Here is a 15973-nt window from a genome sequence, read left to right as displayed (position 1 = left end):
CTGTTAGCAGTGCGACCGTTGCCATGGATGAAACCGACAAAGCAGTCACGACTTCAGGAACATTAACCAGCACCGATGTCGATAATCCGGATAATGCGTTCACTCCAGATTCCATTGCAGGCACCAATGGCGACCTCACCATTGATGCCAATGGTCATTGGGTGTTCACCGCGAGCAGCTCGTTTAATCAGTTAAACGTCGGCGATAAGGTCGAAGAGACCTTCACTGTCACTTCCGTTGATGGCACACCTTCGACCATCAAGGTGACGATCAACGGTACTAACGACACCGCTACTGTCAGCAGTGCGACCGTCGCCATCGATGAGACTGACAAAGCAGTAACCACATCAGGAACATTGACCAGTACCGACGTGGATAACCCAGATAATGCGTTTACTCCGGATTCGATTACTGGCACCAACGGTGACCTGACTATTGATGCCACTGGCCACTGGAACTTCACCGCGAACAGCGCCTTTAATCAGTTGAATGTCGGCGATAAGGTTGAAGAAACCTTCACCGTCGCTTCCGTTGACGGCACTCCATCAACCATCAAAGTCACCATCAATGGTACTAACGACACCGCTACTGTCAGCAGTGCGACCGTTGCCATCGATGAAACCGACAAAGCGGTAACCACCTCAGGTACCCTAACCAGCACCGACGTCGACAACCTAGACAATGCGTTCACACCGGATTCCGTTGTTGGAGCTAATGGTGACCTGACTATTGATGCCAATGGTCATTGGACGTTCACCGCGAACAGCGCGTTTAATCAGCTAAACGTTGGCGATAAAGTCGAAGAGACTTTCACCGTCTCTTCCGTTGATGGCACCCCGTCAACCATCAAAGTTACGATCAATGGTACGAATGATGCGGCCACGGTTAGCTCTGCCACTGTTGCGGTGGATGAAACCGATACTGCTATCTCGACGTCAGGCACGTTAACCAGTACCGATGTTGATAACCCAGACAATGCGTTCACGCCAGATTCTATTACTGGCAACAATGGCGACTTAACCATTGATGCTAATGGACACTGGACGTTCACCGCCAACAGCGCGTTTAATCAATTGAACGTCGGTGACAAAGTCGAAGAAACCTTCACCGTAAATTCTATCGATGGCACACCATCAACCATCAAAGTTACGATCAATGGCACTAATGATGCGGCGACAGTCAGCACAGCAACCGTTGCTGTGGATGAAACTGACAAAGCAGTAGTAACTTCAGGTACCCTAACCAGCACCGATGTTGATAACCCAAACAATGCGTTCACTCCAGATTCCATTGCAGGCACAAACGGCAACCTGACTATTGATGCCACTGGCCATTGGGTATTCACCGCGAACAGTGCCTTTAATCAGTTAAATGTCGGCGATAAGGTTGAAGAAACCTTCACCGTAAATTCTATCGATGGCACACCATCGACCATCAAAGTGACGATCAATGGCACTAATGATGCAGCGACAGTCAGCACCGCAATCGTTGCTGTGGATGAAACTGATACTGCTATCTCGACTTCCGGAACGTTAACCAGTACCGATGTTGATAACCCAGACAATGCGTTCACTCCAGATTCTATTACTGGCACCAATGGCTACTTAACCATTGATGCTAATGGACACTGGACGTTCACAGCGAATAGTGCCTTTAATCAATTAAACGTTGGTGACAAGGTAGAAGAGACTTTCACTGTATCTTCCATCGATGGCACCCCATCGACCATCAAAGTGACGATTAATGGTACTAACGATCAAGCAGTAATTACAGGAACTAACAGCGGCACAGTCACTGAAGAATCGCAATTGCACACTTCTGGCAAGCTAACAGTCACAGATGCAGATACAGGTGAAGCGCATTTCTCAAATACCGATATTGTTGGAACGTTTGGGACATTGCATCTGACCGATTCTGGCGCATGGTCTTACGATTTAGATAACAATAGTCCACAGGTGCAAGCATTAGGCGCTGGCTCAACCTCCACTGATAGCATCACGGTTGCCTCTGCTGATGGTACAACGCATCAAGTAATGATTACCGTCAACGGCACAAATGATAGTGCGGTGATAGCGGGGTCAGATACTGCTCTCCTCAGCGAAGATATCGGAGTGAACCGTCTGCATCAATTGCGAGCATCTGGTCAATTATCGATTAGCGATGCCGATACTGGTGAGAGTGACTTTGATTCCCATGGGCGCGGTGCCACTGCGATACAGGGCAGTTACGGCAAGCTCAACATCAACGGTGATGGTCATTGGGGTTATTCAGCCGATAATAATCAGTCCGCGATTCAAGCCTTGGGTAAAGGCGAGACGCTCACCGAGACCCTCACCGTCACCTCAAAAGATGGCACCACCCACGATATCGTGATAACGATTAATGGCACCAATGATGCGCCGGTTATCACCCCCGTCGCAACGCAAACTGTACGTGAGGATGGCAGTAAAACCATTACCTTCCATGCGACCGATGTTGATGCAACTGACACGCTTACGCCGAGTGTCACAGCCACCCATGGCTCGGCGACGCTCAATGCTCAGGGTGAAATAGTCTTTACGCCAGACGCCAACTACAATGGCCCCGCCACGGTGGTATTGTCAGTCACAGATGGACACACCACCACCAATCAAACCATCAATGTGGATGTAACACCTGCAAATGATGCACCTGTTATCAACACCATTGCCCCTATTAGCACCACCGAAGATGGCGCGGTTGTCACAGGTCAAATTACCTCAACGGATATCGATACGGGTGATAGCGCAAGCTATTCAACCACCTCCACACAGGGTGGATTTACACTAAACAGCGATGGCAGTTATCACCTCGATCCAACAGATGCCAGCTTCCAGCACCTTAAAGCAGGTGAGATAGAAACCTTAACTATCCCGGTCACCGTCACGGATTCTGCGGGTGCCACGGATACCAAAGATTTAGTTATCACCATAACCGGTACTAATGATACACCGACCATCAGCGGTGTTGATACCAGTAGTCTCACAGAAGATTTAGCCGTGAACCGTCTGCATCAATTGCGAGTATCTGGTCAATTATCGATTAGCGATGCCGATACTGGTGAGAGTGACTTTGATTCCCATGGGCGCGGTGCCACTGCGATACAGGGCAGTTACGGCAAGCTCAACATCAGCGGTGATGGTCATTGGGGCTATTCAGCGGATAATAATCAGCCCGCGATTCAAGCCTTGGGTAAAGGAGAGACGCTCACAGACACCCTCACTGTGACCTCAAAAGATGGCACCACCCACGATATCGTCATTACCATTCATGGCGATAATGACAAGCCTTATTGCTCATCTGAAGTCGCCCTGAACTCAGGACATGAAGACACCGCACAGGTATTAACTCTCAGCCAATTACTGCAAAACACCATAGATGTTGACGCCAATGATGTGGGTAAACTCAGCATTGATAACCTGCATGCTGATCATGGTTCAATCACCTCAAATCCTGATGGCAGCTTTACCTTTACCCCAGAGAAAGACTACAACGGCGACGTACATTTTACTTATGATGTAAAAGACGGCCATGGCGGGGTCACGCATACGGGCGCGAGCACCACATTAGCGGCGGTTAATGATGCGCCCGATGTCACTGCATTAACAGATACCGTCACCGAGGATACTGAGGCTCATCATCAAGTGAACCTATTGGCTAATGCTACAGATAAAGACGGTGATCCACTTTCAATCAGCCAAATCCAAGTTAGCTTTGAAGGGCAAACTGGTCCGTTACCTGTGGGCGTAACAATGTCCGCAGATGGTCATACTTTACTGATAGATAGCCACAGCCCTATTTTTCAACATTTAAGTGCAGGGCAAACTTCGGACATCACCTTAAAGTACATGGTGAATGATAATCATGGTGGACAAACGCCAGCTACAGCCACTGTGACCGTAGTCGGTAGTGATGATAAGGCACAGCTACAATCGTCATCCATTGATATCAGTGAAGCGCAAGCGCTGCATACTTATCATGATATGAGTGTTATCAAAGGACAGGTTAGCTTAATAGATCCTGACAGTAATGATAATACGCAGTTTGTGCACTCTCTACATCAGGGGAGTCAAGGTTATGGTCAGTTGTCAGTTTGGCCTGATGGTCATTATACCTATAATCTCGATTGGGCAAGAAATCATGATGCTGACGATAAGGTCGCAGCCTTAAAACAGGGTGAATCATTAACCGATCAATATCAAATTCAAACCAGCGACGGTCAAACCAAACTTATTTCGGTGACAATACATGGTGAAGAGAGTGGTGCGCGAATTGAAGTGGTGATGCCAAAATATTTGCCCGCTAGCCAGGATGTAACTGAAGATCACTTTGTACCGGCCAGCCAAACGCATTTGTATGCAGGGGGCCACTTAAAAGTGATTGATCCGGATCATGGGGATGCATATTTAAAGCCGGAAATAGTTGCAACGGCGCACCATGGCGAATTCACAATCAGCGCAGATGGTGGGTGGAAATATCTGATTGATAATAACAACGGTGCGGTTCAACATTTAGGTCGAGGTGAATCATTCACTGACACGCATACTGTTTATTCTAAAGATGGTAGCGCGAGTCAAGTGTTGAGCGTGACAATACATGGCACGAATGATGCGCCTATTGTTTCAGCGGAAGTGAAGTTAGCGGCAGGTATTGAAGATACCAATATTCAACTCACCACGGCCGAATTACTTAGCCAGTCACATGACATTGACGTCAATGATATGGGGCAATTATCTATTGATAATTTACATGCTAACCATGGCGCTATCGCTATCAATACAGATGGTACTTTTACCTTTACCCCTGATAAAAACTATAGCGGTGATGTTCATTTTACTTACGATGTAAAAGACGCCCATGGTGGTGTAACAACTACTGGCGCGAATATAAATCTGAAAAACGTAGCGGATACAGCTACATTTAGTGGCGTTGACACGGGAAATATCACCGAAGATAAAAATATTGGGCATAGCTCGGTGCAAACGATTCAAGTTTCTGGTTCATTGAAGGTTACCGACCCTGATGCAGGACAAGATCATTTTCAATATAGTCAGCTCGGCGAACGAGCAATTCATGACCCTTTTCATGGAAGTTTACACATAACCCCACAAGGTAATTGGGGTTACTCGGTTAAAAATAGTGCCCTTCAATATCTTCATGAAGGAGATGTAGAGCACGTGGTCTACCGCGTCCATTCTGCAGATGGCACGTCTCATGATATTACTATCACCGTGACCGGTACTAATGATGCACCCGTTCTAGCAGCTCAAACACAATCGGTTATTGAAGATGGTAGCGCGCTTCAAGGTCAGATGCAGGCGACTGATGTCGATTACAATTCGCGTCCGATTCTCTCTTTTTCCATTGCAAATCCTGTGGATGGTTTGACCTTTAATACCGACGGCAGTTATACCTTTGATCCCGCTCATGCTTCATACCAACACCTTGGCGCTGGAGAGGAACAAACTATTACCATTCCTGTGACGGTGAAAGATGAAGTAAATGCAACGTCAACACAAAATTTGACGATTACAGTTCATGGCACTAATGATGCCCCTGTAGTTAGTGCTGCCACACAACTAGCAGCAGGTACTGAAGACACAGTTATAACACTGACATCGGCGCAATTATTAACGCATGCAATCGATGTGGATCATAACGATATTGGTCAGCTTTCAGTGGCGAATTTAACTGCCGACCATGGCGCTATTGCGGTTAATTCGGATGGTACTTTCACTTTTACTCCAGAAAAAGACTACAACGGTGATGTGCATTTTAGCTATGACGTTAAAGATGCCCATGGTGGTGTCACGCACACGGGAGCGAGCACAACGTTATCCGCTATCGATGACACTGCCATCATCAGTGGCTTAGACACTGGCGATATTAATGAAAGTAGTAGACCAGACCGATCTCCCGATCATGCGCAGCCTGGTATGGGTGAAATCACCAATGATATTTTATATGCGGATGGAAAGCTTAGTATCCAAGACGGTGATGTTGGAGAAAACACCTTTGATAGCAAAGGTGCTGGTTATAATTATCACGGTCAATATGGAAACCTGATGCTACTCACAGACGGCACTTGGCACTATACCGTGGAAATCGGACAACAGGCTTCTGGTGTTGGAACAAACATCGATAAACTAGGCGAAAACCAAACATTGACCGATACCATTACCGTATTTTCTAAAGACGGTACCGCCCACGATATTGTGATCACTATTCATGGTGATAACGACCGCCCTTATTGCGCTTCAGAAGTGCAGTTAAATTCAGGAAAAGAGGATTTAGCTCAGACCATTACTGCCACTGAATTATTAGCTAATACCCTAGACGTGGATGCGAATGATTTGGGTAAACTCACTATCGAGAGCCTCCACGCTGATCATGGTTCAATTTCCGATAATCATGATGGTACGTTTACTTTTACTCCCGAAAAAGACTACAACGGTGATGTGCACTTTAACTATGACGTTAAAGACGCCCATGGTGGGATAACCCACACGGGAGCGAGTACAACGTTAGCGGCTGTCGATGATGCGACTCAAATATCAGGCGTAAACACAGGGACAGCGACAGAAGACATTGCTGCAAATTGGTGGACAGGCATCCCTGGCAAACTTGATTCTATGGATGATTGGCAAATGCTCTCTATCACCGACAGTGACAGCCATATTGACCAAGTTCAAGTCGAGTTCGCAGGCAAGCAATATACTTGGCACCTAGGCCAAGATTTAGACATCATGACACCACTTGGAAAATTCGAGCTACATTCGATCACATTAGGAGCGGATGCGGGTAAATATGCTTGGCTATACGTTGGTGACAACAATAACGCAGCAGTACAAGGGCTAAAATCAGGTGAATCTTTGAGTGAAAGCATTAAACTTATTGCACCTGACGGAACAACATTCCCCCTTTCAGTTAACATCCAAGGCACTGATGATGGCGTTATTATCGATTCACATGGCACATTAGCCCATGTCATCGAAAACAGTTCGGTTAACCACAATATTAGCGGACAACTTATGGCACATGATGCCGATAACCATGATAGCGTGTCTTGGGGCCATACCCCTCAAACCGGGATTGCCGGTCAATATGGCACCTTTCATGTGGATAGCGATGGAGCTTGGCACTTTGATATTGACAGCGCCAAGGCAGCAGAACTTGGGCAAGGGCGCGTCTATTATGAGCACTTCACGATAGAGGCTATCTCTAGCGATGGCAGTCACGCCAGTAAATCTATTTCCATCGAAATAGAGGGGCATAACGACAACCCGCAAGTAACTGGTAGCCTCACATTAGCCCAAGGCACCGAGGACAGCGACTACATCATTACGCCTGCGGAGCTATTACAAAATGCGACCAATGTTGATATCAATGATCGCGGTTGGTTAAGGGTGAGCAACCTTAACGTTGATCATGGAAAAATCACGGTTGCGGCCAACGGTAGCTTTGTTTTCCATCCAGACAAAGACTATAACGGCAGTGTTCAGTTTAGCTACGATGTCATCGACCGTCATGGTGGTTCGACAGCAGCAAATGCCAATCTTGACCTTCAAGCTATCAATGATGCCCCTGTAGTTAGTGCTGATGTAGCATTAGCAAATGGCGTTGAAGATAGCAAAATACAGCTCACTTCTTCGATGTTACTCGCCAATGCAACTGATGTAGACATTAATGATCTCGGTAAACTCAGCGTTGATAACCTGCATGCTGATCACGGCTCCATCACCTCAAACCCTGATGGTAGCTTTACTTTTACTCCCGAGAAAAACTATAACGGAGCTGTGCATTTTAGCTATGACATTAAAGACGCGCATGGCGGTGTCACGCACACTGGTGCAAGCACGACCTTATCTGCGTTTAATGATGCAGGGGTGATCACAGGAGACAAGAGTGGCACTGTCAGCGAAGATAGACATGTACAAGGTGATGCTCAACATACGATTTACACCGTTGGTGTGCTTGATGTCAACGACCCCGATGCGGGAGAAAATCATTTCCATGAAAACCATAATGTGCATGCGCTGCATGACCCATTTGGCGGGTCTTTCACCATCGGAAAAGCGGGCGATTGGAGTTACTCCGTTCCTAATGCTAATGTACAGCACCTTGCTAAGGATCAAGTAGAGACGGTGCAATACGAAGTGCTCACACAGGGTGGTGATAAACAAATCGTTACCGTAAGAATCCACGGTACCAACGATGCACCAATACTTTCAGTTACGCAGACTACGCCAACAACAGGTACGTTGACAGAAACGGATGTCGATGTAAAAGACACGCATTCTTTCTCTGTGGTAAATTCTAGCGGACAGTTTGGTGATTTGACGGTAGATCCGAGTTCTGGTGCTTATGTTTATACCCCAAACTCTTCTGTTTCAGGGATGAGCTACAACTCAGCCACGCACACCTACCATGGCGCTGATGTGTTTGAAGTTAAAGTTGCGGATAATCATGGTGGCGAATCATCAAGATTCCTAACCTTTGATACCAATGGACAAGTCAATCTGATTACAGGGCAACAACCAACTATCACCACAACAGTACCACAAAACCCCATCGTTACGACGGCGCAACCAAGCCTTCCAACTAGCAGTAACACGCCACCAAGTAATACGGTTACTGTAGATTTGGTGGCTTCAAGTGATAGCGGAAAATCGGATACAGACAACCTGACAAACGACAATACGCCAACGATAACTGGCCATACTGATATTCCTTATTCACAAGTGACTGTTTATGATGGTTCAACACCAATTGGTCATGCAGTGTCTGACGCATCGGGTCAATACAGTGCCGTAGTAAGCAACTTAACAGATGGCGCTCATAATCTATCGGCTAAAGCACTGGCTCCGTCATCAGTACTACCGGCAACGTCTCCACTACTTTCAGTACATGTTGATACACAAATACACATCGGTATTCATACCGACCCTGTCACTGTTGATAACGTGATTAACGATCAAGAATCCCATTCATCCGTTGATATCACCGGTTCCGTTTCTGGTGATTTTAATACTGGAGATCTTGTCACTTTAAATGTAAATGGCACAAAACATACTGGCGCTGTCGATTCACATGGGCACTATTCAATTGCTGTTCCTGGTCGTGAGTTAATTGCAGATGCTGACCAGAAAATTGAAGCCTCAATAGCCGTTACAGATAGCGCAGGTAATAACGCGCACGCTACCACCGATGTGGTTTACCAAGTTGACACTCAGGTAAGTCTCCCTACGGTTACATTTGAAAGCGCAGGCGCAGACAACTTATACAGTAAAGCTGAAATTGCTCGTGGTGATGCAAACACGATCACAGCAACCATTACGCCTCCGGGTGATGCTAAAATTGGCGAGCATCTTGTCGTTAATGGACAAGACCACGTGCTCGATGCTCATAGTCTACAGCATGGGTTACAAATAGAAGTTGCCCCAGGCTCTCATGTACAAGTGACCATGACTGACGAACACGGTAATACCGCGGGTAGCCAAGGCTTTGCTGCCAGTGCCATACCTGATCCGATCATAGTCAAAGCGCCATCTGGAAGTCATCAAATTTCGGCCACACTTGGCACACCACCACTACTCCCATCTTTAACGCCAGTACCAACTGCACAACATGGTTGGCGGATTCATCTTCCAGATGGGAGTTATGTAACAAGTCATCACGGTCAATATGGAACATTAACCATTGACCCTCAGACTGGTGATTTACATTATCAAGAACAGGCAAATGTACACACAGGGCCACATGGCAGCGCTTCTGGTATTGGCCAACATGAAGACAAGTTCGAAGTTGCATTACAAGGGACAAATCAAGATGAAGTGGTTGCCCATGTGAACGTTCAAATACTCAGCCATGGCCCGGGGAATAGCGGTAAACTGAATATAGGTACCGAGGTAGTTGATATGACAATAACCCCTATTACCTATACCTCACACCCTGCTCCACCGCCTCCTCCTCAGGTGTTGCATGACGAGCCTGACATGTCTTCGCAAGCAGACTTTACCGTTACGCAAAGCGATGACAGTTATCTAGATTTGACTCAGCACGCTCACCAAGCACCAGACCAGAAAACCAGCCACCATGGTGCGGCAGCTTATCTGGATGCATTGGGCATCAAACCAGATACGACATCTACAGTAGATCACGATCAACCTGCGGACATGGACATCGTACTAGCACAAGTCGACCAACAAGATGCAGCAACACATGACCAAGCACACTTGGATATGTCGGATGCGCTTGAACACCATGATACGAACGTCAACCACAACCAAGATGATGAGCATCACCATCACAACGACGTAGACGGGCTGCCAGACATAGACCCTAATCCATAACATCAACAAGTAAGTAAGATCGGGAGTGTTATCTGCTCCCGTAATCTCTTCTAAAGAACATACAAAACAAAGAAAATGAAAACCAAAAAGGGAGCACATGATGTGCTCCCTTTTGCTTTCTATTTTCTTATGTGTTTACTATTCTGCGAATCTCTATAGCGATTACCTTTCACCAAACGCGACACTCACGTTCGTGTAAATTGGCTTCCACAGGTATTGGAAAACGGACTTCTCACCGGTTGTAATATCCACCTCGCCCGTCATACCTGGCAAGATAGAAAAACTCTCCGGATTATCACGGAAATAAGGAACATCCACCGAGACGACTACTTCGTAATAGATTTCACCGCGCTCACTTTGACTTGTGGTTGGAGAGATACTCTCAACCATACCTTTCAATGCGCCAAAGCGACTGTAGTCAAACGCATCAATCTTGATTCGAGTCGGCTGCCCTACACTCACAAAACCAATATCTCTTGGCGATAATCGAGCCTTAAAGTCAGCTTTCCCACCCACAGGAACAATTTCAACCACGGTACCACCCGGTTGAATTACCCCACCATTCTTGGTACTTGGAAGACTTTGGACTAACCCTTGTAATGGCGAAACTAACGTCGTGTTGGTTACTTTAGCTTGGCTTGAACGAACTCTCGCGTTAAGTGCGGACAAATCAGATACCGCTTTAGAACGGTCGTCACTGACTTTCACTTTTGCTTCCGCGAGTAGTTGCCCAATTTTTTGTTCGACCCCATCAGCTTGTTTAATCAACACCGCTTTTTTACCACGTGCCTCTTCGATCTTCTGTTCAATGCTTGCCAACTTTTGACGCATTTCCAACACTCTTAATCGTGAAATATTGCCAGACTTGTAACCCTTCTCTAGGATATTCAATTCTTGTTTTGTCGCAGAAAGTTCTTTCTCATAACTCGGCAACGATTTTTCCAAACTACGGAGCTGTTCTGCAATCTGTTCGTTGTCTTTTTCAAGAACAATACGTTTCTGATAATAGAGACCCTTTTGAGCATTAAGTTGTGCTTTTTGCTGGCTTACTATCTCTGGGAAATCAATTTCAAACTCTCCGAAATTCGGTTCACGATCATCGAGCAAAGCATTCATACGTTCGATACTGGCGAGTAGCGTCACTTGTTGAGATCGTAACTCTTCCAATGCGGTTTGCTGAAAAGTGGCATCAAACTCTACCAACGGCTGACCCTTTTCAACCAGTTGGCCTTCCTTCACTAGGATTCGTTTTAACTTCCCGCCGATATCACTTTGCAGAACTTGTTTTTCTCCTTCAGGAATAACAGCTCCTTTGGCTTTGGCGATTTCATCAACTTGGGTGACTACAGACCAAGTGGCAAAAGCAATGACACATAAGGCAACCGACCATGTGGCCAGAGCTAATGTACGAGCCGTATTTTGTGATTCAACAAGTTCACCGTAGCGCTTGCCCTTCTCGATAGGTTGTTTAGCCATTAGCGACTCCTTGCTTAGACTTGGATTGTTCTTGTTGGGCTGCATTTTGTTCAGCAGACGGATCTTGTTCTTGGGAAGCTTGAGGCTCTGAAGGCTGTTCCTGCTTCAAAGACTGCTCCGGCTCTAATGGACCGGCATAAACCACAGCACCTTCATTGAGTACCACCACTTTATCGGCAAGCTTGATTAAATCCGGGTCGTGAGAAGTATAGATCACCGTTGCTTTTCCTTTTTTCGAAGCCAAAAACTCACCAAATACACGCTTAGCATTTGGATGAGCATCAGGCACGGGGTTATCCATTAAGAACATTGGGTAGTCATAAACCAGCGCTTTCGCGTCAATGAGGATCTGCGCAACACTGCCCGACAACATGTCAAAAAGGCTATCCGGTTGAATACTGCTGATTGAAGTATCCAACCCATCAGGCAACGTGGCGAACCAACGCTTGCCCCCCACAAGTTCAATCGAAGACATCATTTTCTGATCTTCAACTTGATGTCCGTCGTTGAGCCATTCACGAATACTCAACGTGAGCAAATCGGGATAAGCAGCTCGAATAAAACACCAGTGGCGATAGAGCTGTGGATCGTATTGAACGAGGTTAACCCCTTCAAGCTCAACCATCCCGTTTTGTATTGGCTGTAGACCAGACAGCACTTCAATCAACGTTGATTTTCCGCTTCCCGAAGGCCCCGTAATTGCAACAATTTCGCCAGCTTCAATATCAAAACTCACACCACTCAATGCAGGGCGACTTTGCTTCGGATAACGTAGAGTCACCTGCTCCAACTTCAAGTTAGGTGCTAACGTTGGCAGCGGGTGGTGTTGGTAGCTAAATTCACGCTCAGACGGTTGAGACAGAATACGGTTCACCTGCAACTTGGACTGATTAAAGCTATTAAAACGCATCGCACTGTTCGCCAACACCTGAGCAGGGCCTGTCACTTTAGATATCAACATCATTGAAGCAATCAAACCACCAGGCGTCATTACTTGTTCAAAAATAAGCCCTATTCCTAACCCCATAACCGCTAACGTCGAACCCACACCAATGAAATAATAAATCGAGGTGTATCGACTCTGGAGAACCGATTGATTGAACGTCACTGTAGACGCAAGAATGTTGGCCTTTTGGAAGCGTTGAATCCAGTGCTCTGATAATCCAGCACTGCGAATAAAGGCGAGCTTAGATGACAGCTCATTGGTCATGTTCTGACGATTAGTTCCCGCCACCGTCGATTGTATTGAGCGCTTGCTGCTTGAGTGTATCGAACGCTTTGCTAGCAAGTAATAAAGAATCAAAGAGACAATAGGAACCAGCACCAACCATCCGCCTAACACACCAATCGCAAGTACAAAGATAAGAATGAATGGCAAGTCAAACAGCGCATTTCCCAAAGGCCCAGACAACACACCTGAAATACGCTCAGACAACATCACTTGGTTTTGTTGACTAGAAGACGCCGTTTGCTGGTTTTGAGCATAACTATTTCTAAGCAAACGTTGAACAAGAGATTGAGAGATCTCGCGACTGACTCGATTTGCCACCGAAGCAAACACTCGGCTGCGCAATGTCCTTAACCAACCCATCATCACAAACAACAAAGCCGCGCCAATGGCGATACCTTGCAACTCATGCCCCGCGTCACCACCAATCACATGGTCATAGATCGACATCGTGATGAATGGAACGGCAAGCGCAAACAAGTTGGTGATAAAACTGACCAGCAGCAATTTAGGAATGATGGGGCGAAATGCATGTAATCTTTCGCCAACCCAATCAGGAGAAGCCTTCTCTAATGGTGGACCATCTATAACAATACAAAACTGTGGAACATCGGTAATGGCTTCATTCGTGCTAAAAGCAACAAATTGCTTCGATTCTAAATGACCGGAGATCAACTCATGCTCACTAAGAACCAGTAAGACTAATTTATGTTCACCTACCGCATCGAGATTAGCAACCAAGCGATAGGGTAATGCGAGCCTATCGAACATGGCGAACATGTCGTCGATTGATTCAATGCCATTCTCATCGACCCATTGATGTGCGAACAACTGGATATTAGCGTTAACTTCCAATTGCTTAAGAACAGAAAGACTCTCGGTTTCTAAATGGTTCAGTACCTCATGTCGCTCAATCGCGTCTGAACGGTTGCTCGTATCTGAACGGTCACTAGCATCTAAACGATTCATACGACGGCCTCCTGATTGATCTCACTTTCGACCGTAATGGTTCGGCTTTCCACTGTAATAATTCGATTAGCTAATTCGCGAAGTTTCGAATGGTAACTCACCATCAATAACGTGCGTCCTGCCGCCACTTCTTCTTCCAACACCTTAGCTAGATTCCCAAGGGCATCTAAATCGAGTGAAGAGTCAGGTCTCTCTAACATGATTACGGGCTTGTCGCTGGCCAGCTGGGTCGCGATATTGAGCATTTTCACGTTACCCATACTCAATAAAGACGCGCTCGTGTGGCCAATTTGTGTCTCTAGTCCATCGGGCAACCGAGTAATTTCTTTGGTTAATCCCAAGCGTTTAGCATAGTCATTGGCGCTTTGTGTTCTCTCGGGATCAAAGCCACATAAGTTATCGAGAATAGTCCCCGACACCAACTGCCCTTTCACGCCACAGTAGGCAGAAATGTTGGTTACGGATGCGATTGAAACAGCAGTTCCATTAATGAAGCACTCACCCGATTTCAGATCATCAATACCTGCAATCGACGACAATAAATGACTGTTAGTGTGGCGGTCTTCACTCTCTAACAAAACCAACTCACCTTTATTTAGTATCAGATCCGCATGAGCGAGTTCGCCATATCTTTCAACGGTCGCTTGTTTGATTTCCAAAGTCTCAAAGTCAGATAAATGGGGCTCAGATTGCTCAGAATCTAAAGACTCAGATAGTGACAAGTCACTCAGCTTTTCTATTGCCTGATTGGCACTGTGTATTGAATTGAGCTTGATTCGAACCCCAATCAGAGCGCTCAGCGGCGCGACAGCTCTGCCCGATAAGATAGAACATGCCGCCAACCCACCAGTGGTTAACTGGCCATCCAATACCCACAAGCTACCCGTAATCACGAGTAAGACTGACGTCGCTAACGCTGCAAGCTGAATACACTCTTGCGCAAAGGCGTTTTGTTCTTCCTCTTTCGCTTTAGACTGAGAGCGTACGTTATTTAGGGATTTAAACTGATTGAAGATTCGAGACTCAACGGCCTGACGTTTGATTCCCTGAATCGTTTGGCTCAGCAAAATCAAGAACGCTTTTCGCTCCTGCTCATCTTGGGAAGCTTCTTCACTTAGACTTTTAACGCGAATAGAAGATAACCAAACAATTCCGAGAGTAACCAGCCAAACCGCCAAAGGTATCGCCACTAGCTCACCGCCAATGTAAGCCACCAAACCAAGAAAGATCAGTGCAAAAGGAAGATCGATAAAGCCAGCTATTACCCCACCAGAATACCAATCTTTGACTTTTGATACGGAGCTCAACCCCTCTTCCACGCCCCCAACACCTAGATGGCGAATATGACCCGATGAAGCATTAGTCACTCTTTCAACTAAGGTTTGGTAGGTCGCTTTCTCGGTATTACTGGCGGCTGCAGACAAAAGCCAAGTACGCACGAATCGAATCAATGCTTCCATCGCTACGGCCAATGTCGCACCAGCCAATAGCAGAGTGGCGGTACCGTAACTTTGGTTAGGTAAAATACGATCGTAAATTTGTAAAACCGTTAATGGAACGGCGAGAGAGAGAATATTGATGAGTAAAGAAGGCAGTAAGACTTTTCCTACCACCCCTTTGTTTTTCATTGAACTTGCGGGCATACATAATCCTTATCCATGCTTATGAAATAAGATTGGTACACCATGCTTGGTATTGCAAGATAACAAACTGATTTAACGTGTTTTTTGGGATCTTCACCATCTAGTTTAGATTTGGCAAAACAAGAGTACCCTAAATACGGCAAAAATAAGAAAACGGACACTTTGAAATTGTTTTTAATGGCCTATTGAGAGTCTATAGTACCGGTAAGACCTGACATCATTTACAAACGATTGATCGATAACATTTCTTCGTCAGAGAACCTACCATCTCCAGGTCAAGTTTTACC

Annotated in this window: 3 protein-coding genes and 1 pseudogene; 1 reads left to right on the top strand and 3 read right to left on the bottom strand. The window is 46.1% G+C overall.

The window, feature by feature from the left end; all coding sequences use genetic code 11:
• Positions 1-23 precede the first annotated feature (23 nt).
• Positions 24-10370: pseudogene (locus tag FCV43_RS18655) on the top strand (VCBS domain-containing protein); the annotation flags it as partial.
• 162 nt (positions 10371-10532) lie between these two features.
• Here the strand turns inward: FCV43_RS18655 and FCV43_RS18650 are convergent.
• The 3 genes from FCV43_RS18650 to FCV43_RS18640 are packed head-to-tail and all read right to left on the bottom strand — an operon-like array spanning position 10533 to position 15686.
• Entirely contained in the window at positions 10533-11846 is a 1314-nt protein-coding gene (locus FCV43_RS18650) for an HlyD family type I secretion periplasmic adaptor subunit (protein ID WP_136996018.1), read from the bottom strand.
• Positions 11839-14043: a peptidase domain-containing ABC transporter gene (locus FCV43_RS18645; protein WP_136996017.1), complete on the bottom strand. Its 2205-nt coding sequence runs from the start codon at positions 14041-14043 to the stop codon at positions 11839-11841. Before FCV43_RS18645 ends, FCV43_RS18650 begins: the two co-directional genes overlap by 8 nt.
• Complete coding sequence (locus FCV43_RS18640; RefSeq protein WP_136996016.1) at positions 14040-15686, bottom strand: ABC transporter transmembrane domain-containing protein; 1647 nt, start codon at positions 15684-15686, stop codon at positions 14040-14042. Before FCV43_RS18640 ends, FCV43_RS18645 begins: the two co-directional genes overlap by 4 nt.
• Positions 15687-15973 lie beyond the last annotated feature (287 nt).

This window comes from Vibrio genomosp. F6 (assembly GCF_005146325.1).
Lineage (GTDB): Bacteria > Pseudomonadota > Gammaproteobacteria > Enterobacterales > Vibrionaceae > Vibrio > Vibrio cortegadensis.
Note: the sequence above shows the minus strand (reverse complement) of the source record. Positions and strands in the feature narration are given on the sequence as shown.

Bases quoted from the DNA above. Each gene is read 5' to 3' on its own strand.
- FCV43_RS18650 (WP_136996018.1), bottom strand. From the start codon at position 11,846: ATGGCTAAACAACCTATCGAGAAGGGCAAGCGCTACGGTGAACTTGTT.
- FCV43_RS18645 (WP_136996017.1), bottom strand. From the start codon at position 14,043: ATGAATCGTTTAGATGCTAGTGACCGTTCAGATACGAGCAACCGTTCA.
- FCV43_RS18640 (WP_136996016.1), bottom strand. From the start codon at position 15,686: ATGCCCGCAAGTTCAATGAAAAACAAAGGGGTGGTAGGAAAAGTCTTA.